We start from the raw sequence: 18,329 nt of genomic DNA, 5'->3' as shown, positions 1-18,329 counted from the left end.
CATTGGGGCGGGACCCGCGTGCTCGATTAGCCGATCCCGCACCCACCGACAACTGCGCCCGCGCCTTACCGGTTCCCTTACGGCGCACTCGTCGTGCCTCCGGCACGGGTCCTGCTTTAATCTTTGACCTCATGGGCCATCACCGCTAACGCGACCGGGAATTTTCGGAATCGGCGTCACCGTCGGCACCCATCACGATGCGGGCCTGCCCTTTTGCGCGGCGGGCGTTGCATAGGTATGCAAGGGTCCGGCGAAGAAGGGAAAGGCCAGGACATGACCAAGGTGGTGATCGGTAGCGAAGCCGTCGAGACGCGCGCGGACGTGGCCGAAAACTGGGGCACAGCGCAGCTTGTCGAGGAAGCAGTGCGTCATGGCGAAGGGCTCCTCGCCAAGGACGGTCCGCTCGTTGTCGCGACCGGCAAGCACACGGGTCGCAGCGCCAAGGACAAGTTCATTGTTCAGGACGAAGAGACGCGCGACACCATCTGGTGGGGCAAGACCAATGTTGCGATGACCCCCGACCATTTTGCCGCTCTCAAGGCCGATTTCCTCGCCTATCTTGCCGACCGTCCGCGCCTCTATCGCCAGCAGCTGTTCGGCGGCTCGCAGCCCGAGCATCGCGTGGGCGTGCAGGTCATTACCGAGCTTGCCTGGCACAGCCAGTTCATCCGCACCCTGCTTTGCCGACCGACCGCAGCTGAGCTCGCGGCGTTTGCGGCTGAATATACGATTATCGACCTGCCGAGCTTCCGTGCTGACCCTGCGAAGCATGGCACGCGGACGGAAACCGTCGTCGCGGTCAATTTCACCGAGAAGCTCGTGCTGATTGGCGGAACGGCGTACGCCGGCGAGATGAAGAAGTCGGTGTTCGGCATCCTCAATTATCTGCTGCCTGTGAAGGGCGTGATGCCGATGCACTGCTCGGCGAACATCGGTCCGAAGGGCGATACGGCCGTATTCTTCGGCCTGAGCGGGACGGGCAAGACGACGCTGTCGGCCGACGCTTCGCGCACGCTGATCGGCGACGACGAGCATGGCTGGTCGGACACGGCCGTCTTCAATTTTGAAGGCGGCTGCTACGCCAAGATGATCCGCCTCTCCCCGGAGGCAGAGCCTGAAATCTTCGCGACCACCAAGCGTTTCGGCACCGTGCTCGAGAACGTCGTGATCGACCCCGAGACGCGCGAACTCGATTTCGATGATGCGAGCCTGGCCGAGAACAGCCGCGGCTCCTACCCCATCGATTTCATCCCGAATGCGTCGGCGGAAAATATGGGGCCGGTGCCGCAGAACATCATCATGCTCACCGCCGATGCCTACGGCGTGCTGCCGCCGATCGCAAAGCTCACCCCCGACCAGGCGATGTATCACTTCCTCTCAGGCTATACTGCGCGCGTTGCCGGCACCGAGATCGGCGTGACCGAGCCCGAGGCGACCTTCTCGACCTGTTTCGGCGCCCCCTTCATGCCGCGCCATCCTTCGGTCTACGGAAATCTGCTGAAGGAGCGCATTGCAAAAGGCGGCGTCCAGTGCTGGCTTGTCAACACGGGCTGGACCGGGGGCATGGCGACGATGGACGGCATTGCGCGCATGCCAATCAAGGCGACGCGTGCGCTGCTCAACGCGGCGCTCGACGGCAGCCTCAACGACGCCGAATTCCGCAAGGACCCGAATTTTGGCTTCCTCGTGCCCGTCGCGGTACCGGGCGTCGATTCCGCGCTGCTCGATCCACGCGAGGCCTGGACCGACAAGGCGGCCTATGACCGCACGGCCGAGGCGCTGGTGCAGCAATTCATCGACAATTTCGCGCAATTTGCGGACCATGTCGACGAGGGCGTCCGCCAGGCCGCACCGCGGGCCGCCGTCGCAGCCTGATCCCGCCCGGTTCTTCCGGGTGGTCCATCACTCGGAAGGAGCCGGACGATGACGACCCGATTTTCGCCGCGCCTGTTCGAGCGCGACCATGACATTCGCATGCTCGGCGAGGGGCTGCTCGCCTGCGCGCTCCCGCGCGAGGCGTGGACCCACGAGGCGCATCTCGCCGCCTGCCTGTGGCTGCTGACAGAGCGGCCCGACATCGATGTCGATGCCGAGATCGCGGGGCTGATCTGCCGCTTCAACGAGAGCCTCGGCGGCGTGAACGACGATCATAATGGCTATCACGACAGCATCACCCGCGCCTTTGTCACGGGGGTGCGGCTCTTCCTGTCCCGGACCGCCGAAACCGGACTGTCCGCGCGCGTCAACGCGCTGCTGCTGTCAGACGTGGGGCAGCGCGACTGGCCGCTGCGTTTCTACAGCCCCGAACGCCTGTTTTCGGTTGAGGCGCGGCGCGGGTTCATTGAGCCCGATCTGGCGCCGCTGCCCTCGGTTTGAACCTCAGCATCGCGCGGCGGCACTCGCGCCGACGGGACGATCAGCTCCTCCCGCCCGCGATATATTCATCGACATTCTTTGCCAGCACGTCGAGCGGGACGTTGCCGCCCTCGACGACGACATTGTTGAAATCGCGCAGATCATATTTCGTGCCGAGTGCTGTCTGCGCGCGCCCGCGCTGGCGGACGATTTCGCTGTGGCCGACCTTGTATCCGCACGCCTGGCCCGCCCAGCTGCAATAGCGGTCGACCTCGCTTGCAACTTCGAGCGGGTTCGATCCGTTGCGCTCGACGAAGAAGCGGACGCCTTCCTCGCGTGTCCAGCGTTTTGCGTGGAGCCCCGTGTCGACGACGAGGCGGCATGCCCGGAACGCCAGCGACTGGAGATAGCCGAGCCGCCCGACCTCGAAATCATCGTAGAGCCCAAGCTCGTCGGCGAGCTGTTCGGCGTAGAGCGCCCAGCCTTCGGAATAGGCGTTGAACGCGAGCATCGAGCGGATCAACGGCATCTGATTGGCATATTCGCCCTGCCAGACATGCCCCGGAATCGCCTCATGCATCGCAAGATCCGGCAGTGAATATTTGCTGTGAAGGTCGGTCGTGCGCAGATTGATCCAGAATTTGCCAGGAATGCTGCCGTCGATCGATCCCGCGCCGCCATAGGCGGCGGGCGCGCCGGGCTCCTCGGCGAGAGGCAGCCGCTTCACCTCGACATTTCCTTTCACCAAGGTCCGGAAGGCACGCGGCAGTTCGGCGCGGATCTTGCCGAGCCAGGTCTGGATATAGGCCTTGATCTCCTCCCGCCCCTTGTCGCCTTCAGGGAATTTATAGCGGGGATCCTGCGCCAGCGCGTTCATCCGCGCGCCGACCGGGCCGTCGCTATAGCCGAGCTTCCTGAGGATCGGGTCCATCCGCCCATGAAGTTCGGCAAGCTGATCGAGACCCATCTGGTGCACCTCATCGGGGGTCATGCGGGTGGTGGTCGAGGCACGCAGCCCCCACGCATACCATTCCTCGCCGCCGGGCCGCGCCCAGAGCCCCGCATCCATGGTTGCCTTCGGTCGCTGAGAGCGCATCTCGGCAATTTGCCGCTCGAGCGCAGGTACGACTGCGCCCTTGACGATACGCTCGGCGCGCGAGCCCCAGTCGCCCGCGATTTTCAGCGCCGCTGTGCGCTTGGCAAGGCTGCCGACCAGTTCGCCCCCCGCCTGCGCGTCGGCAAGACTCGCGTCCATCTGCGTCAGCGCGGCGTCGATAAGGAAGGCAGGCGCGATCAGCCCCTGCGCGCCGGCCGCCTTCAGCCGCTCGGTCTCGCCGTCAAGCGCGGCGGGGTAGGCGTTGAGCCGCGCAAGATAGGCCTCGGCGTCGGCAGCGTTTCTGAGCGGATGGTCGCTGCCCAGAAAGCGGGGGATGTCGAGATAGGCGCCGACATTCTGGATCACGACATAGGGCGTGTTGCGCCAGCCCCCGACCGCGACATCGCCATAGGGAAGCGCAAAGCCTTCGAGCGCAACACTGTAAGCGCTGTCGACCACCGCGAGGCTGGTGCGCGCCTTATGGTCGAGCCCGCTCGTATCGGCGGCGCGTACGCGCGCCAGATCGGCCTTCAGCGTCGCAGCGAGCGCCGCCACCCCCGCGGGCGAGCGGTCGGACAATTGTCCGCGCATCGGGGCACGCTCGCCGGTGTCGATGCCCAGCGCGGTCGCGCCCTCGGGCGCGTGAGCAAGGAGATTGTCCGCGACCGAATCGAGAAGCTGCTCGGCATCGCTCTTCGGCGCCTCCTGCAGCGCAGCGGCGGGGCGGGCGACGGTGAGCGTCGCGGCCCCGGCGCCGAGCGCAGCGAGCGTCTGGCGGCGGCTGACGGGGGTGGAAAGCGGATGTTGCACTGGCGGCTCCCTGCGACCTTGTTTCTTCTGAAACCTGTCTAGGGAGCAAGTCGGCGCGGTCAATGGCGTTGAAACGCATAAAGCCCCTCCTCGTCAGGAGAGGCCGGGGTGGTGGCGCGCGGCAGCGCGCAGGGCAGCAGCAGCACCCCCGCTGCGACCAGGCCGGCAAGCCGGCTGGTCTCGCTGCCCCCTCCTCTGAAGAGGAGGGGGGATGGTCAATCAATCAAATCGGCCGGCACCTTGCCGCCATTGGCCGCGAGCTCGCGCATCACCGCCTTGTGCAGCCAGATATTCATCTCGGCGCTGCCGTTGAGTTCGCCGGTGTAGCCGAGCTCCTGCGCCAATTCCTTGCGGTTCTGCAGGCTCGAGTCGATCTCGAGCAATTTCATCAGATCGACGATCGACGTGCGCCAGTTGAGCGGCTGGGTCGCATAGGCGTTCTGTGCGGTCAGGATCGCTTCGACGTCGATCTCGCTGATCGGGGCGGGTGCGGCGGGAACGGGCTGCGGGGCAGCGGGGGCGGCCGCCGCATCGGGAGCAGCCGCGGGCTCGGCGGCCGCAGCCTTCTTGCCGAAAATTGCGTCCTTGATCTTGCCGAAAATGCTCATGGTGGAACTCCCTCTCCTCATGCGACCGCAAAGGCCGCTTGCGTGCAGATCGGCACCGACAGACAAAAGGAGAATGAACGGCTCCCCGCCCGTCCGTGCACTGCTATACCAACCCTTGTCGGCGCATTTCGATCCGCGCCCCAGACGGAGAAAATTCATGAACCTCACCGACATTTTTGAGCAGGCCGGCGGCCTTGAATCGATGGCGAAGGAGCTCGGCGTCTCGCCCGGCGTCGCGCAGCAGGGTGCCGATGCACTCCTTCCCGCAATCCTCGGCGGGTTCAAGAAGCAAGCGCAGGGCGGGGGGCTTGAAGGGCTTGGCGGCCTGATCGGCCAGCTCGGCGGTGGGGGGCTGCTCGACTCGGTGCTCGGATCGCAGCCGACCCCGGTCGGGCAGGGCAATGAGGTGCTTGGCCAGATCTTCGGGTCCAAGGACGTCAGTCGCACCGTCGCGGGTGACGCAGCGGCAAAGACCGGCCTCGACGCCGGCCTTCTCAAGAAGATGCTCCCGATGCTCGCGATGATGGTCGCCGGCTATATGGCGAAGCAGGGCGGACAATCTCCCGGCGGCGGACTGGGCGGCATGCTCGGCAATGTCCTCGGGGGACTCGTTGGAGGAGGCAGCAGCGCGCCCGCGGCAGGCGGGCTCGCGGGCAGCCTCGGAGGCCTCGGAAAGCTCATCGACATGAACGGCGATGGCAATCCCCTCGACGACATCTTGGGCATGGCGGGGAAGATGCGCGGCTAGGGCGCGGGGCGCGCCCTCTTCCGCCGGAAGGGAAGAGGGGGTTAGGCCGCCTCCAGTCGCCAATCGCTGCGAAGCCTATCGGGCCACCGCGCGCCGCGCGGCATGGCAACGGCCTCTTCGTCACCGTCGCCATCGGTGCCCGGCGCCGCGATGTCCCGGACATATTCGATCGTCGGAGCGGCCTCGCTGCGGGCAAGGCTCGTGCGCAGCGGGCAACGCCCGCTTGGCCGGAAGCCGAGCTTGCGCAGCACCGCGCCCGAGGCAGGATTGTCCGCAAAGTGGGAGGCGACGAGCCGGCCTATGCCGAGCGTGTGCGCGAGGTCGATCATGTGCCGCCCCGCTTCGGTCGCATAGCCAAGGCCCCAATAGGGACGCGCGACCCAATAGCCGAGTTCGAACTCGCCGCTTTCGGTCCGGTCCAACCCGACACCGCCGATCAGGCGCGGCGCACTTGCGGTGCGCTGGAGCATCAGGAAGCGGCTCGGGTGGCCGTCGGTCCAGCCCGCCAGAAAGGCGCGGGCATCCTTCTCGTGATAGGGCCAGGGCGCGCGCGCGAGGTTCCGCACGATCGCCTCTTCGCCGATCGCGCGCGCAAGCGCAGGGGCATCCTCGTGCCAGCCGGGCCGCAGCAGGAGCCTGTCGGTGCGTGCAAACATGTTCGTCACTCCCATTGGCGGTCGCTCTGGCGTCGGATGGTGACGCTTTGACGACAGCCGATATGCGAGGGAGATGATCGGTTCCTTTTTTGCGTCCCGCGCCGAGCGGCGGCTAGCGGGCAAGAAAAAAGGGAGGCCGGGGGCGACCCGTCTCCCTCTTTTCGAACCTGGTTTCCGCTTGGCGGCGGAAAGGGCGGCTCCGGGTCGTCCCTGGTGGACGACCTCGGTGAAAGTCGTCCCTTATTCGGCGGCGTCTGCCATACAGTCGACCGACACATATTTGCGGCCAAGCTTGCCGTCGTGGAATCGGACGCGGCCGTCAGCGGTGGCAAACAGCGTGTGGTCCTTGCCCATCCCGACGTTGACGCCCGGATAGACCTTGGTGCCGCGCTGACGCACGATAATGTTGCCGCCGATCACTTCCTGACCGCCGAACTTCTTCACGCCAAGGCGACGGCCGGCTGAGTCGCGACCGTTGCGCGAGGAACCGCCTGCTTTCTTATGTGCCATGACTGATGCTCCTTAATCTCTGGGGCCGAGCCGCGGGGACCGCGCTCAGGCTTCCTTCTTGGGGGCTGCCTTCTTGGCAGCGGGTTTCTTGGCCGGCGCGGCTTTCTCGGTCGCGGCTTCCTTCTTGGGAGCCGCCGCCTTCTTCGGCGCGGCTTCCTTCGCAGGCGCAGCCTTGGCTTCGGTTGCCGGGGCGGCCTCTTCCTTCTTGGGCGCCGCTTCCTTCTTCGGAGCCGCCTTCTTGGCGTCGCCCACGGCGAGGATGCGGAGCAGAGTCAGCGACTGGCGGTGACCGTTGCGCCGGCGGTAATTGTGCCGACGGCGCTTCTTGAACACGATGACCTTTTCGCCGCGCGTCTGCGCGATGATCTCAGCCGAGACGGTCAGGCCCTTGGCGTCCTTCACTTCGCCGCCGTCGCCGGCCAGCAGGACGTCGCCCAGCGACACGGTGTCACCGGCTTCACCTTCGATCTTCTCGACGGCGATCTTGTCTCCAGCGGCGACGCGATACTGCTTGCCGCCCGTGCGCACGATTGCGAACATGGTCTTCCATCCAATCAGAAACTAAAACACCCGCGCTGCCAGTTGCCCGCCGAAGCAGGCGATTTTTCCGGCATGCGGGAAAGTCAGCGCCACTAACGGCCAAGCCCCTTGCTGTCAACCGCATATTTCCGCGTTTTTCGGGGTTTCGACCGTCCCTTTTCCCGCGCTGCGCGTCCGTCCCGCGATTCGGCTTGCCGCCCGCGCCCGCGGCCCATATCAGGAGCGGCAATGACGCGCATCCCCCATCTGCTTCCCGCGGCGATCGCCGCCTCGCTGTCGCTGTCGGCCTGCGCCACCGCGCAGGAAAGTCAGGCGCCCTCGCTCGCCAAGCGGCCGGTCGAAGGGCGATTCGATGTCGCGCCGCCCGCGGTCGTCGTGGCGCCTCCGGGGCCGCTGCCCAACGATCTTGCAGGACGGCTCGCTCGCTGGGAATCGGATGCCGTCGAGGCGCAGCGGGCGTTTGCCGCGGAGCGCGGCGTCGCTGCGCCCCTCGTCTCCGCGGCCGCCGGTTCGGGGGTCTCGAGCGAGGCGTGGGTGGTCGCACAGCAGGCGGTCTCTCGCCTTATTGCAGCGCGCGCCCCGCTCACCGGCGCGCTTGCCGAGATCGACCGTCTCTATATCGACCGCAGCGTCGAGGAGGCGATTGACGGCCTGCCCGATATCTATGCGCTACGCGAGCGGCTTACCGACATGGTTTCGGCGCAGGACGCGGTGATCGAGGCGCTTGAGGCCCAGCTGCCCGAGCAATAGGCGCATCGCGCGCCGCAGCAAGCGGCTGGGCGGAGCCGTGGATGGGCTTGCCCCGGATCGTGCCCCGCCGCCATGGGTGCCGCGGCGCGCTACTGATTGAGACCATGCTTCTTCAGGGCGTGGCGGATCTGGTCGTAACTGAGCCCTAGCGCCTCGGCCGCTACCTTCTGATTGTAGCGGCAGCGCGCCATCGTATCGGCGAGGATCTGCCGCTCATAGCTGTCGACCGCTGCGCGAAGGTCGCTGACGGACCCGGTGGGCGGTGCGGCGGGGGCTGCGGGTGAGGGGGCGGACGCGGGCGCCGCGCCATCTTTTCCCCTGGGGCGGTGAACCGGCTGCCAGGGGCTTGCGAAGGGGTCGAAACTGAGCGCGTCGACGGGCCTTGCAGGATCGGGCCAGCGATAGATGGCGCGTTCGATCACGTTTCGAAGCTCGCGGACATTGCCCGGCCAGTCGTGACCCTCCATCTGCGCGAGAGCCCGCGGGCCGAAGCCGGGCCATTCCTCCCACCCGAGCACCGCGGCCATGCGCTGCCCAAAATAGGTCGCAAGCACCTCGATATCGCCCTCCCGGGCGCGCAAGGGGGGCAATGTGATGACCTCGAACGACAGCCGGTCGAGCAGATCTGCGCGGAAGCGGTTTTCCTCGACCAGCGCGGGAAGATGCTCATTGGTCGCCGCGACAATGCGTACATCAACGCGGATCGGCCGCGACGAACCGACGCGCGTCACCTCGCCATATTCGACCGCGCGCAGCAGCCGCTCCTGCGCTGCCATCGACATGGTCGCAAGCTCGTCGAGGAACAATGTCCCGCCGTCCGCCTCCTCGAAGCGCCCGGCGCGGCTGCGCGTTGCGCCCGTGAAAGCACCCGCCTCGTGCCCGAACAGTTCCGATTCGATCAGCGTCTCGGGCATCGCGGCGCAGTTCATGATCAGATAGGGCTTGTCCCAGCGCGCCGACAGGCGGTGGAGGCGTTCGGCGATCAGTTCCTTGCCGGTACCGCGCTCGCCGATGACGAGCACCGGGCGGTCCAGCGCGGCGGCCTGGCTTGCGCGCTCGACCGCGTCCTGAAAGGCCGCCGACTGGCCGATAAACTGCGTTTCCCGCTCCATTCCCAATCATTGGCAAAATTTCCCGCTCATTGGCAAGGCAAATCGACGCGGGCGCCGACATTGGGGCATAATGAGCGGCTTTTCCGCGCTTGTGGCCAATTGGCACAGCCCCTGCATAGCTTTTGACGAACTGGCACGATGGTGTGCCGGAGCAGCGAGAACAGGAAGGTTGACCCATGAAAACGACGTTTGCCCAAGCCGCTACTTTCGCGCTCAGCGCGGTCGGAGCGTTGGCCATCCTCGTCGGCGTGATCGACCAGCCGCAAATCGCCTTCAGCGCCGGACATCCCGTCGGCGTCCTGGCGGTGACCGCTGCAGCGTCCCCGGCGGTCAGTCCTTTGGCCTGACCGGCTCTGGTGCCGGGGCACTCTCCCCCCTTGCCCCGCCCCGGCACCAGCATTCTTCAAGGTCTCAAGAATTTCGACAGGAGTTAGTAAAATGGGTATTTTCTCACGGACCCGCGATATCATTGCCGCCAACGTCACCGATCTGCTCGACCGCGCGGAGGATCCCGAAAAGATGATCCGCCAGATCATCTTCGAGATGAACGAGACGCTGGTCGAAGTTCGCGCCTCGGCCGCGCGCACGATCGCGGACCAGAAGGAGATGCGCCGTCATATCGCCAAGCTCGAGAACCTCCAGGACAGCTGGAAGGAAAAGGCGGAGCTCGCGCTGTCGAAGGACCGCGAAGACCTCGCGACCGCGGCGCTGATCGAGAAGCAGAAGGCCGGCGACATGGCCGAGCGGTTGAAGGCCGAGATTGCGGTCCTCGATGAGTCGCTGAAGGGTTATGAGGCCGACATTGCCAAGCTTCAGAAGAAGCTTTCGGAGGCGCGGGCGCGCCAGGCGAGCGTCGTGAACCGCCTCGAAAGCGCGGAGAACCGCTACAAGCTGCGCGAAATGACCAATGGCGACCGCGTCGAGGATGCCTTCTCGCGCTTCGAATTGCTCGAACGCCGCGTCGACGAGGCCGAAGGCCGTGCAGAGGCACTGGGCATGGGCTACAAGAAGTCGCTCGATGAAGAAATCGCCGAACTGCAGGCAGCGGACAAGGTCGCCGACGAGCTCGCCGCGCTCAAAGCGGCGCAGGGCAAGAAGTAAGGATTCCGACCGATGGAAGACATCATCATCGTCCCGATCGTCATCGGCACGCTCTTCCTCGGTCTGCCTTGGCTGATCCTCCACTACATCACCAAGTGGAAACAGGCCAAGACGCTGACCGGTGAGGACGAGCAACTGCTCGACGAACTCTACGACACGGCCCGGAGGCTCGAGAATCGCCTTCATACCGTCGAACGCATCATCAGCGCCGACCATCCCGACTTCCGCCCTGCGGTGCGCAGCGATGAGGACCTGGCGCAGCTCGAAAATACAAGCAGGAGGAACTGAGATGTCTGCCAGCCGCACAAAATTCTATCTCGACAAGCAGAACGCCAAATGGAGCGGCGTGTGCGCAGGGATCGCGGACTATAGCGGCGTCGACGTCCTCTGGGTTCGCGTCGGCGCGGTGCTCCTGACGCTGATGGGTGGCTTCCCCTGGACGCTCATCGCCTATTGGATGGTCGCCTGGATGGGAACGCCCAAACCCTTCGCTCTCTATGGCTCGAACGAAGAAGCGAAATTCTGGCAGGGCGTGCGCTCGAACCCCAGCGCCTCGACACGCGACATCCGCTCACGCTTCCGCGACATCGACCGCCGGCTTGCCGACATCGAACTATACTACACCAGCCACAACCGCCGCCTCGCCGACGAGATCGATGCGCTGCGCTGAGCGCAAACGCAGGCAGCAGGGAGAAGAGACATGAGCATCGGTGGCCCCGCCTTCATCCTCGCAATCGTCGCCATGTCGATGGTCGGATGGATGGCGACGACGTGGATGCGCGCGAAACACGGCTATCCGGTCGAGAATGAATGGGGCGGCACGGTTCATCGAACCGCCCCCGACACTGATCGAAAAATCACGCTTCTTGAAAGCGATAATGCCAAGCTCGCCGACCAGATAACGCGGCTCGAAGACCGGATTTCGGTGCTCGAGCGGATCGCAACCGAAACGAACGGCGGCGCGGCCCAGCTCGCCGACCAGATCGAACGGCTGCGCTAAGACTTGCTTAGAGAGGATTGGACATGAACGCATTGACGGTCATCGGCGCCATCGCCCCGATCGTGACCATCATCACGGTGGTGGCGATCGGTGGCTGGGTCTTCACCACCTGGCTTCGCATCAAGAACGGCTATCCGCTCGATGGCGCCTGGGGGCAGGCGGTCTACCCCAAGACAAGCGACGAGACGGTCGAGCGCGTCAAGCTGCTCAGCCAGGAAAATGCCCAGCTTCGCGCCGAGCTCGGCTCGGTCAAGGACCGGCTGGCCGTGGTCGAGCGCATCGTCACCGATGAGAGTCACCGTGTGGCCAGCGAGATCGAGGCGCTGCGGCGCCCGGCGAACTGAGGAGATAGACGATGAACGGCCCCTTTGTCCTTGGCTTTTTCTTCATCGTCGTCGGCATCCCGGTGATCTTCGGCATCGCCGCCGACATGTACAGGAGACACCTGAAGTTCAAGGAACGGCAGCTGGCGGCGATCACCCATGAAACCGCGGAAAAGGCGGCGCAATATGCGGCTCAGACGCAGCGGCTCGAGGAGCGTGTCCGCGTCCTCGAGCGCATCGTGACCGACAAGGGCATGGCGGTGGCCGACGAAATCGAAAAGCTGCGCGGCGCGCCGCTCAACTGAAAACAACGAGACTCAGGCGAAAGGATCCTTCCCCATGAACCCCTTTGAAATGGTCATCGGCATCGTCCTCATCGTGACGATCGGCAGCATCATCCGTGCGAAATATGGCGTACGGCGCTACCATCGTGGCGGCGAATATATCTCCGGCCAGGACAATGCCGAGACCAAGGCCCTGCAGGCCGAAATCCGCGCGCTCAAGGAGCGCATCCAGGTGCTCGAACGCATCGCCACCGATCACAACCGTGCCGCCGCCCTCGACGAAGAGATCGAGAGGCTGCGCGACCGGTCCCTCCCGTAACGCGACGAAGAAGGAGCCGAAGCATGGCCGCCATTACGTCCGACATCAGCACCAATCTCATCACCGCCGCCATTGCGCTGAGCGCGCTGACCATCATCAGTCTCGTCGCGCTGCGCGGCTGGCGCGACTGGATCCAGCTCAAGCGCGAAGAGCTCGCCGCAGGCCATGCTCCGGCGCACGAGGCGAGCACCCAGCACACCGGGTCGCGAATCGAGATCGCCGACCTCAAGGAGCGGCTGCGCAAGCTCGAGGCCATCGCCGCTGGCGTTGATCTCTAGGCGCTCGGCGGATCGTCCGCAGCTGGAGAAGGCGACAGGGCCGCAGGCGGTCTTCGGGACCCGCCCCTCTCGCCTTCACGCGGCCGGCACGGCAATACACGGGCTCTCTTCCCACCGGGCGTCAAATCTGCCACTGCCGCGCCCATGCGCAGCCTCACCGACATTTTCGACGAATATGATTTCCTCGACGGCGACGATCGCTACCGGCTCCTGATCGAACTGGGGCGCGAGCTCGAACCGATGCCCGATGCGCTCAAGACCGAAGCGACGCTTGTGCGCGGCTGCTCGGCCAGCGTGTGGGTTTATCCCGTGCCGCGCGACGACGGCCGGCTCCACTTCCTCGCCGACAGCAATGCCGCGATCACCAAGGGCATTGTCGCGCTGGTCCTCGCCGCCGTGCAGGACAAGCCCGCCGCCGAGGTCGCTGGCATGGATATCGCCGCCGCGCTCGCCCCCTTCGAGCTGACGCGCCAGCTTTCGTCGAACCGCACCCAAGGTGTGCCCAACATGATCGCGCTCGTCCAGGACACGGCTCGCCGCCTCGCAGACTGACCTTTCAAAACTCCGGAGCCGGCACACTCGCCTCGACGAAAAAGGGCGATCCTTCAGGACCGCCCTTCATCGTGCCGCTTGTTCCGCGCGAGCTCAGTCGCTCGCGGGCTGGAGGTTCACCGCCGCGAACTTGCCGCGGTCGTCGACCTCGATGTCAAAGGCAACGCGGTCGCCCTCTTCAAGGCCTGCCATGCCAGCGCGCTGCACCGCGCTGATGTGGACAAAGGCGTCCGCCTGTCCATCGTCGCGCGCAATGAAGCCGAAGCCCTTCGTCGTGTTGAAGAATTTGACCGTGCCCGAGGTGCGCTCGCCGGTCAGCTGGCGCCGGCCGCGCGCGCCGCCGGGGCGATCCTCGCGCTGGCGCGGCGAGAATTCCTCGACCGGTAGCGGTTCGCCCTCGATCTTGAGGTCGATCGCCGACACCTTGCCGTTGCGTTCGACGAGGGTGAAGGCGAGCGGTTGCCCCGAGGCGAGACCCTGAAGGCCGGCCTGCTCGACCGCGCTGATGTGCACGAACACGTCTTCGCCGCCATCGTCGCGGGCGACGAAGCCGAAGCCCTTCGACGGGTTGAAGAATTTGACCGTGCCCTGGCCCTCGCCGACAACCTGCGCCGGCATGCCGCCGCCGCGCCCGCCGCCGAAGCCGCCGCGATCGCCGCCGCCAAAGCCGCCGCGATCACCGCCAAAGCCTCCGCGATCGTTATAACCACCGCTGCGCTCGCCATAACCGCCACGCGGGCCGCCAAAGCTGTCGCCGCCGTAAGGCGACGGTTCGAAGCTGTCGAAATTTCCGAAATCATCGCGCTTACCGCGTCCCCGATGGCCACGGCGATCCTTGTTGAAACTCATTGCTTAGTAGTCGCTTTCGGTTCGTCCACGCCCTATTGAACCGGCTCCTTGCGCCGGACGGGGACGCAGTTCACCACAGGCACAGACTCGCCCCGTGCCACGAAGGGCGCAATATATAACCTATAAAAGCGGCTTCTGCGAACAGAAAATTCAAGGATACTGTGGCGTCTTTGCCACGCTTGGACGTCGTGCGAAGCCGTCGCTTGCTATTGGGGAAAACCAGTCATTGAGCGGCGGGGCAACAGGCTCTAAGGCGAGGCGATGAGCGTATATTTTCACGAAGAAGACCTGCCCGAAGGCGTATTGGGGCCGGGCCCCGTCGCGATCGACACCGAGACAATGGGTTTGAACCCGCTGCGCGACCGGCTGTGTCTCGTCCAGATCAGTGACGGGACGGGCGACGAGCATCTCGTCCGCTTCGGTCCCGGCAGCGCCTACGACGCCCCCGTGCTCAAAGCGATCCTGACCGATCCCGACCGTCTGAAGCTTTTTCATTTCGCGCGATTCGACATCGCTGCGCTCCAGCATGCGCTCGGGGTCGTCACCGCACCCGTTTATTGCACGAAGATCGCCTCGAAGCTGGTGCGCACCTATACCGACCGCCACGGGCTCAAGGAACTCGTACGCGAACTGCTCGGTCAGGAAGTATCGAAGCAGCAGCAGTCGAGCGACTGGGGCGCTGCGATCCTGAGCGAGGCGCAGCGCGACTATGCCGCGAGCGACGTGCGCTTCCTCCACGCGATGAAGGAGGTGCTTGATGCCCGGCTCGCGCGCGAAGGCCGCACGCATCTGGCACAAGCCTGCTTCGATTTCCTCCCGACGCGCGCCGCGCTCGACCTTGCGGGCTGGCCCGAGGTCGATATTTTCTCGCACAGCTAGGAGCGAAGCGGAAAGCGACGATGTCCGAACGCGCTGAACTCGACCGGACGATGCGGCAATTGTGGGCGGCCAAGGGGTCGAGCCACGACAGGGTCGTGCGTATTCTGCGCGTGGGCTTGCCGCTCGTCATCGGGGTGGTGGCCGCGGTGCTCGTCTTTTCACCTTTTACGCAGCGCAGCGAGGTGAGCTTTCTGCTCGCGAAGGACAAGGTCGAGGTCGCGAAGGAGCGGATGCGCGTCACCCGCGCCGAATACCGGGGCCAGGACGGCAAGGGGCAGCCCTTCGCGCTGATCGCGGGAAGCGCGGTGCAGAAATCGAGCGCCGAGCCAATCGTGCGGATGACCGACCTGTCGGGTGCGATCCGGCTCGAGGATGGCCCGGCGACGATCGCTGCCAAGCAGAGCCTCTACAACATGGACACCGAAAAGGTCCTCGTCCCGGGCGAAGTACTTGTGAAAAGCGCCGACGGCTATCGCATCGTTGCCGACGGTGTGGCGTTCGACCTCAAGAATCGCAGCCTCGCGGGCAATAGCGGGGTCCAAGGCACGTTGAACATCGGGCAATTTTCGGCCAACCAGCTTTATGCCGACCTCGATACGCGGATTGTGCGCCTGTCGGGCAATGCGCGGCTGCGGATCAACCAGGGAGTGATCAAATGAACCGCCCAACCGCGCCGCGCGCCTTTGGCTGGAAGAGCCTGGCGCTTGCCGGCGCCAGCTTCGCGGCGACCAGCCTCGCGATCCTCGCCACGGGCGGCGGCGCGCCGGCCCATGCCCAGGCGCTCGCCAATCACAACAGTAATGCGCCCGTGGATTTTGCCGCCAATGTTATCGAGGTGCAGGACCGGTCCGACCGCGTCGTCATCTCGGGCAATGTTCGGGTGACGCAGGCCGGGATGACCCTGACCGCGCAGCGGATGACCGTGGCCTACACCCGTTCGGGCGGCACCGACGTCAATCGGCTCGACGCCTCGGGCGGGGTAACCGTGACCAAGGGTGACGAGACTGCGAAGGGCAATGTCGCGATTTATGATCTGGAGCGGCGGCTGATAACCATGGTCGGCAACGTCGAGCTGCGCCAGGGAGCGAACCGCCTGTCGGGCGGACGGATGGTGATCGACCTCAATTCGGGGCGGGCAACCGTCGACGGGCGCGGCGCCGCCCGTGGGCCCGACGGCAACCCCGTGCAAGGTGGCACCGGCGGGCGGGTGACCGGTACGTTCACCGTACCGCAGCGCACGACTCAATAACGCCAACAGAGCGGTAACCATCGCGTTTTACCGCGGCGAAACCATGCGCGGCAAAGATCGGGGCAGGGACCAGATCGACCGCGGCGGCCGGGGGCGACGCCGCCTGGAGAGGTATGCCCCCCATGCGCTTGTTCGCTCCCGTTTTCCCGCCCCGCCGTCCGAGCTTCGGCCGTCGCCAGACTTCCGTTCCCGAATCGCCTGCCATTGCCGGGCCCGATGCGGAGGCGCGGCGGCTGATCGATCGCATCCTGCGCCACGCGGGTAAACGGGAGGGGCGGTAGGCGACCGGCGGCCGGCGTCCCCGCATCGCCTTGGGCGTTTGCGCTTCCCCAAGAGCGAAGCGCGGTCCCCGTTTATCGGTGCCGGGTTGGCGTTCGGCACTGCAGCGCCTACATGGCGTCTTCATGCCGCCCGACACCTCCACTTCCGCCGATGCGGCACGCGAACCGCCAGTTCTCGCGACGCTGAAGCGCTTCCTGCCCTATTTGTGGCCGGCCGGGCACCGCGAGCACAAGATCCGCATCGTCCTCGCCGCAACGATCGTGCTCGCCTCGAAGGGCGTGCAGCTTTCAATGGGCTTTCTCTACGGCGCTGCGATCGACCGCATGGCGCCCGGAATGGAGGAAGGTGTCGCGCTCGCGATCGGCCTCGTGCTTGCCTATGCCGGCGCGCGCTTTGCCGGGGTGTTGTTCGATAACCTGCGCAACGTGGTATTCGAGCGTGTCGGACAGGACGCGACGCGCGAGTTGGCGATCGCGACCTTCACGCACCTCCATGCCCTGAGCCTGCGCTTTCACCTCGCGCGCCGGACGGGCGAGGTCACGAAGGTGATCGAGCGGGGGACCAAGAGCATCGACACGATGCTCTATTTTCTCCTGTTCAACATCGCACCGACGCTGATCGAACTGGTCGCGGTATTGGTCATCTTCTGGAGCAAGTTCAGCCTGGGGCTGGCGGGCGCCACCGCGCTGATGGTCGTCGTCTATATCGGCTTCACGCGGCGGGTAACCGACTGGCGCAACGCGCTACGCACCCGGATGAACGACCTCGACACACTCACCGTCGGGCGCAGCGTCGATAGCCTGCTCAACTATGAGACAGTCAAATATTTCGGTGCCGAGGAACGCGAGGCGGCGCGTTATCGCGACGTGGCCGACCAATATGCACGCGCCGCCATAAAGAGCGAGAACAGTCTTGCCTGGCTCAACATCGGGCAGAGCCTGATCACCAACGCCGCGATGGCGGGGGCTATGGCCTATACAGTGTGGGGCTGGTCGACGGGGCAGTTCGCGGTCGGTGACGTCGTGCTGGTGAACACGCTGCTCGCCCAGCTTTTCCGCCCGCTCGATATGCTCGGCATGGTGTACCGGATCATCCGCCAGGGGCTGATCGATATGGAGGCGATGTTCCGCCTGATCGACACCCCGCCCGAAATCCGTGATGCCGAGGACGCTCCGCCGCTGGCCGTCAATGGCGGCGCGGTGACATTCGAGAATGTGGTCTTTGGCTATGAGAGCGACCGGACGATCCTGAACGGCGTGAGCTTTGCGGTGGGCGCGGGCGAGACGCTGGCAATCGTCGGACCCTCGGGGGCAGGCAAGTCGACGATCGCGCGGTTGCTCTTTCGCTTTTATGACCCGCAGGGCGGGCGGATCCTGGTCGACGGGCAGGACATCAAGGCGGTGACGCAGGCCAGTTTGCGAGCGGGGATCGGAATCGTTCCGCAGGATACGGTGCTGTTCAACGATTCAATCGGCTATAACATCGCCTATGGCCGCGCCGATGCGAGCGCCGACGAGATCGCGGCGGCGGCAAAGGGTGCTGCTATCGACGGCTTCATCGCGCTCCTGCCGCAAGGCTATGAGACCGAGGTCGGCGAGCGCGGGCTCAAGCTGTCGGGCGGTGAGAAGCAGCGCGTTGCGATTGCGCGTACGCTGCTCAAAAACCCGCCGATCCTGATCCTCGATGAAGCAACGAGCGCGCTCGACAGCCGCACCGAGGCGGCGATCCAGGCGACGCTCGACCGCATCGCGGAGCGGCGCACGACGCTGGTGATCGCGCATCGCCTGTCGACGGTGGTCAACGCCGACCGCATCATCGTGCTGGAAAGGGGCCGCGTTGCGGAGACCGGGACGCACGAGCAACTGCTCGCGATGCGCGGCCTCTATGCCGACATGTGGGCGCGTCAGCAGGCGGAGAAGGAAGAGGGGACGGTGTAGGGGGAAGTCGCGGGGAGCGAAGCAACGCAATCCCGCCGAACCGTGTCGCGCAAGAAAAAGGGCGCGGGAGTTGCCTCCCGCGCCCTGATCT

General features: G+C 65.4%; 25 protein-coding genes. 18 read left to right on the top strand and 7 right to left on the bottom strand.

The annotated features are described in order from the left end of the window. Nucleotides 1–273: 273 nt before the first annotated feature. The gene (locus LH20_RS16485; protein ID WP_053555175.1) at nt 274–1,875 is read left to right on the top strand and encodes a phosphoenolpyruvate carboxykinase; all 1,602 of its coding nucleotides are present in this window, start codon (nt 274–276) and stop codon (nt 1,873–1,875) included. Nucleotides 1,876–1,923: 48 nt separating this feature from the next. Continuing rightward, nucleotides 1,924–2,376: a hypothetical protein gene (locus LH20_RS16480; protein WP_053555174.1), complete on the top strand. Its 453-nt coding sequence runs from the start codon at nt 1,924–1,926 to the stop codon at nt 2,374–2,376. A 40-nt stretch (nt 2,377–2,416) separates the two neighbouring features. On the opposite strand, the gene LH20_RS16475 is transcribed toward LH20_RS16480, so the two are convergent. After that, on the bottom strand, nt 2,417–4,261 hold the full coding sequence (locus tag LH20_RS16475; RefSeq protein WP_053555173.1) for a DUF885 domain-containing protein: 1,845 nt from the start codon (nt 4,259–4,261) through the stop codon (nt 2,417–2,419). A gap of 215 nt (nt 4,262–4,476) precedes the next feature. Further along, nucleotides 4,477–4,869 (bottom strand): DUF3597 domain-containing protein, encoded by a 393-nt coding sequence (locus LH20_RS16470; RefSeq protein WP_053555172.1) that lies wholly within the window; start codon nt 4,867–4,869, stop codon nt 4,477–4,479. Nucleotides 4,870–5,026: 157 nt separating this feature from the next. Between LH20_RS16470 and LH20_RS16465 the strand changes: the two genes are divergently transcribed. Further along, nucleotides 5,027–5,617 (top strand): DUF937 domain-containing protein, encoded by a 591-nt coding sequence (locus LH20_RS16465; RefSeq protein WP_053555171.1) that lies wholly within the window; start codon nt 5,027–5,029, stop codon nt 5,615–5,617. A 41-nt stretch (nt 5,618–5,658) separates the two neighbouring features. On the opposite strand, the gene LH20_RS16460 is transcribed toward LH20_RS16465, so the two are convergent. The 3 genes from LH20_RS16460 to rplU all read right to left on the bottom strand — a co-directional run bounded on the left by LH20_RS16460 (nt 5,659) and on the right by rplU (nt 7,323). Continuing rightward, the gene (locus tag LH20_RS16460; RefSeq protein WP_053555170.1) at nt 5,659–6,273 is read right to left on the bottom strand and encodes a GNAT family N-acetyltransferase; all 615 of its coding nucleotides are present in this window, start codon (nt 6,271–6,273) and stop codon (nt 5,659–5,661) included. Nucleotides 6,274–6,513: 240 nt separating this feature from the next. After that, nucleotides 6,514–6,783: a 50S ribosomal protein L27 gene (gene rpmA / locus LH20_RS16455; RefSeq protein WP_053555169.1), complete on the bottom strand. Its 270-nt coding sequence runs from the start codon at nt 6,781–6,783 to the stop codon at nt 6,514–6,516. Between the two features lie 45 nt (nt 6,784–6,828). Beyond that, a complete protein-coding gene (gene rplU / locus LH20_RS16450; protein ID WP_053555168.1) occupies nt 6,829–7,323 on the bottom strand; it encodes a 50S ribosomal protein L21 in 495 nt (164 codons plus the stop codon). A gap of 228 nt (nt 7,324–7,551) precedes the next feature. Between rplU and LH20_RS16445 the strand changes: the two genes are divergently transcribed. Continuing rightward, on the top strand, nt 7,552–8,073 hold the full coding sequence (locus LH20_RS16445; protein ID WP_053555167.1) for a hypothetical protein: 522 nt from the start codon (nt 7,552–7,554) through the stop codon (nt 8,071–8,073). Between the two features lie 89 nt (nt 8,074–8,162). On the opposite strand, the gene pspF is transcribed toward LH20_RS16445, so the two are convergent. Continuing rightward, nucleotides 8,163–9,185 (bottom strand): phage shock protein operon transcriptional activator, encoded by a 1,023-nt coding sequence (pspF, locus tag LH20_RS16440; RefSeq protein ID WP_053555166.1) that lies wholly within the window; start codon nt 9,183–9,185, stop codon nt 8,163–8,165. 176 nt (nt 9,186–9,361) lie between these two features. Between pspF and LH20_RS23575 the strand changes: the two genes are divergently transcribed. The 10 genes from LH20_RS23575 (at nt 9,362) to LH20_RS16395 (ending at nt 13,042) form a co-directional block, all read left to right on the top strand. Then, nucleotides 9,362–9,532, top strand: a complete 171-nt coding sequence (locus LH20_RS23575; RefSeq protein ID WP_158501157.1) for a hypothetical protein — start codon at nt 9,362–9,364, stop codon at nt 9,530–9,532. 91 nt (nt 9,533–9,623) lie between these two features. After that, the gene (gene pspA / locus LH20_RS16435; protein ID WP_053555165.1) at nt 9,624–10,286 is read left to right on the top strand and encodes a phage shock protein PspA; all 663 of its coding nucleotides are present in this window, start codon (nt 9,624–9,626) and stop codon (nt 10,284–10,286) included. Between the two features lie 12 nt (nt 10,287–10,298). Continuing rightward, a complete protein-coding gene (pspB, locus tag LH20_RS16430) occupies nt 10,299–10,574 on the top strand; it encodes an envelope stress response membrane protein PspB (protein WP_053555164.1) in 276 nt (91 codons plus the stop codon). 1 nt (nt 10,575) lies between these two features. Next, nucleotides 10,576–10,956, top strand: a complete 381-nt coding sequence (pspC, locus tag LH20_RS16425) for an envelope stress response membrane protein PspC (protein WP_053555163.1) — start codon at nt 10,576–10,578, stop codon at nt 10,954–10,956. A gap of 30 nt (nt 10,957–10,986) precedes the next feature. Further along, entirely contained in the window at nt 10,987–11,286 is a 300-nt protein-coding gene (locus LH20_RS16420) for a hypothetical protein (RefSeq protein ID WP_053555162.1), read from the top strand. Nucleotides 11,287–11,309: 23 nt separating this feature from the next. Next, nucleotides 11,310–11,630: a hypothetical protein gene (locus tag LH20_RS16415; RefSeq protein ID WP_053555161.1), complete on the top strand. Its 321-nt coding sequence runs from the start codon at nt 11,310–11,312 to the stop codon at nt 11,628–11,630. 86 nt (nt 11,631–11,716) lie between these two features. Continuing rightward, nucleotides 11,717–11,914, top strand: coding sequence for a hypothetical protein (locus LH20_RS16410; protein ID WP_235527209.1), 198 nt, complete (start codon nt 11,717–11,719; stop codon nt 11,912–11,914). 34 nt (nt 11,915–11,948) lie between these two features. Next, a complete protein-coding gene (locus LH20_RS16405) occupies nt 11,949–12,212 on the top strand; it encodes a hypothetical protein (protein ID WP_053555159.1) in 264 nt (87 codons plus the stop codon). Nucleotides 12,213–12,235: 23 nt separating this feature from the next. Next, entirely contained in the window at nt 12,236–12,490 is a 255-nt protein-coding gene (locus tag LH20_RS16400) for a hypothetical protein (protein WP_053555158.1), read from the top strand. A gap of 144 nt (nt 12,491–12,634) precedes the next feature. Further along, the gene (locus LH20_RS16395) at nt 12,635–13,042 is read left to right on the top strand and encodes a SufE family protein (protein ID WP_053555157.1); all 408 of its coding nucleotides are present in this window, start codon (nt 12,635–12,637) and stop codon (nt 13,040–13,042) included. Nucleotides 13,043–13,135: 93 nt separating this feature from the next. Here the strand turns inward: LH20_RS16395 and LH20_RS24260 are convergent, their stop codons facing one another. Then, nucleotides 13,136–13,891, bottom strand: coding sequence for a cold-shock protein (locus tag LH20_RS24260; RefSeq protein WP_053555156.1), 756 nt, complete (start codon nt 13,889–13,891; stop codon nt 13,136–13,138). Between the two features lie 261 nt (nt 13,892–14,152). Between LH20_RS24260 and LH20_RS16385 the strand changes: the two genes are divergently transcribed. From LH20_RS16385 to LH20_RS16370, 4 genes are all read left to right on the top strand, one after another. Then, nucleotides 14,153–14,770 carry a ribonuclease D gene (locus tag LH20_RS16385; RefSeq protein ID WP_053555155.1) on the top strand — a complete coding sequence of 206 codons (618 nt, stop codon included), beginning with the start codon at nt 14,153–14,155 and terminating at the stop codon, nt 14,768–14,770. Between the two features lie 20 nt (nt 14,771–14,790). Next, nucleotides 14,791–15,429 carry an LPS export ABC transporter periplasmic protein LptC gene (gene lptC, locus LH20_RS16380; RefSeq protein ID WP_053555154.1) on the top strand — a complete coding sequence of 213 codons (639 nt, stop codon included), beginning with the start codon at nt 14,791–14,793 and terminating at the stop codon, nt 15,427–15,429. Further along, entirely contained in the window at nt 15,426–16,019 is a 594-nt protein-coding gene (locus LH20_RS16375; protein WP_083455461.1) for an LptA/OstA family protein, read from the top strand. Before lptC ends, LH20_RS16375 begins: the two co-directional genes overlap by 4 nt. Before the next feature lie 404 nt (nt 16,020–16,423). Further along, nucleotides 16,424–18,238, top strand: coding sequence for an ABCB family ABC transporter ATP-binding protein/permease (locus LH20_RS16370; RefSeq protein WP_053555153.1), 1,815 nt, complete (start codon nt 16,424–16,426; stop codon nt 18,236–18,238). The last annotated feature ends 91 nt before the right edge of the window (nt 18,239–18,329 follow it).

The sequence above is a fragment of the Sphingopyxis sp. 113P3 genome (assembly GCF_001278035.1).
Taxonomy (GTDB): Bacteria; Pseudomonadota; Alphaproteobacteria; order Sphingomonadales; family Sphingomonadaceae; genus Sphingopyxis.
The sequence above is the reverse complement of the archived record's forward strand: the minus strand, read 5'-3'. Positions and strand labels throughout refer to the sequence as shown.

Bases quoted from the DNA above. Each gene is read 5' to 3' on its own strand.
- LH20_RS16410 (WP_235527209.1), top strand. From the start codon at position 11,717: ATGTACAGGAGACACCTGAAGTTCAAGGAACGGCAGCTGGCGGCGATC.
- LH20_RS16470 (WP_053555172.1), bottom strand. From the start codon at position 4,869: ATGAGCATTTTCGGCAAGATCAAGGACGCAATTTTCGGCAAGAAGGCT.
- LH20_RS24260 (WP_053555156.1), bottom strand. From the start codon at position 13,891: ATGAGTTTCAACAAGGATCGCCGTGGCCATCGGGGACGCGGTAAGCGC.
- pspF (WP_053555166.1), bottom strand. From the start codon at position 9,185: ATGGAGCGGGAAACGCAGTTTATCGGCCAGTCGGCGGCCTTTCAGGAC.
- rplU (WP_053555168.1), bottom strand. From the start codon at position 7,323: ATGTTCGCAATCGTGCGCACGGGCGGCAAGCAGTATCGCGTCGCCGCT.
- LH20_RS16465 (WP_053555171.1), top strand. From the start codon at position 5,027: ATGAACCTCACCGACATTTTTGAGCAGGCCGGCGGCCTTGAATCGATG.
- LH20_RS16460 (WP_053555170.1), bottom strand. From the start codon at position 6,273: ATGTTTGCACGCACCGACAGGCTCCTGCTGCGGCCCGGCTGGCACGAG.
- pspA (WP_053555165.1), top strand. From the start codon at position 9,624: ATGGGTATTTTCTCACGGACCCGCGATATCATTGCCGCCAACGTCACC.
- rpmA (WP_053555169.1), bottom strand. From the start codon at position 6,783: ATGGCACATAAGAAAGCAGGCGGTTCCTCGCGCAACGGTCGCGACTCA.
- lptC (WP_053555154.1), top strand. From the start codon at position 14,791: ATGTCCGAACGCGCTGAACTCGACCGGACGATGCGGCAATTGTGGGCG.
- LH20_RS16480 (WP_053555174.1), top strand. From the start codon at position 1,924: ATGACGACCCGATTTTCGCCGCGCCTGTTCGAGCGCGACCATGACATT.
- LH20_RS23575 (WP_158501157.1), top strand. From the start codon at position 9,362: ATGAAAACGACGTTTGCCCAAGCCGCTACTTTCGCGCTCAGCGCGGTC.
- LH20_RS16400 (WP_053555158.1), top strand. From the start codon at position 12,236: ATGGCCGCCATTACGTCCGACATCAGCACCAATCTCATCACCGCCGCC.
- LH20_RS16445 (WP_053555167.1), top strand. From the start codon at position 7,552: ATGACGCGCATCCCCCATCTGCTTCCCGCGGCGATCGCCGCCTCGCTG.
- LH20_RS16385 (WP_053555155.1), top strand. From the start codon at position 14,153: ATGAGCGTATATTTTCACGAAGAAGACCTGCCCGAAGGCGTATTGGGG.
- LH20_RS16415 (WP_053555161.1), top strand. From the start codon at position 11,310: ATGAACGCATTGACGGTCATCGGCGCCATCGCCCCGATCGTGACCATC.
- LH20_RS16420 (WP_053555162.1), top strand. From the start codon at position 10,987: ATGAGCATCGGTGGCCCCGCCTTCATCCTCGCAATCGTCGCCATGTCG.
- pspB (WP_053555164.1), top strand. From the start codon at position 10,299: ATGGAAGACATCATCATCGTCCCGATCGTCATCGGCACGCTCTTCCTC.
- pspC (WP_053555163.1), top strand. From the start codon at position 10,576: ATGTCTGCCAGCCGCACAAAATTCTATCTCGACAAGCAGAACGCCAAA.
- LH20_RS16375 (WP_083455461.1), top strand. From the start codon at position 15,426: ATGAACCGCCCAACCGCGCCGCGCGCCTTTGGCTGGAAGAGCCTGGCG.
- LH20_RS16370 (WP_053555153.1), top strand. From the start codon at position 16,424: ATGCCGCCCGACACCTCCACTTCCGCCGATGCGGCACGCGAACCGCCA.
- LH20_RS16405 (WP_053555159.1), top strand. From the start codon at position 11,949: ATGAACCCCTTTGAAATGGTCATCGGCATCGTCCTCATCGTGACGATC.
- LH20_RS16395 (WP_053555157.1), top strand. From the start codon at position 12,635: ATGCGCAGCCTCACCGACATTTTCGACGAATATGATTTCCTCGACGGC.
- LH20_RS16485 (WP_053555175.1), top strand. From the start codon at position 274: ATGACCAAGGTGGTGATCGGTAGCGAAGCCGTCGAGACGCGCGCGGAC.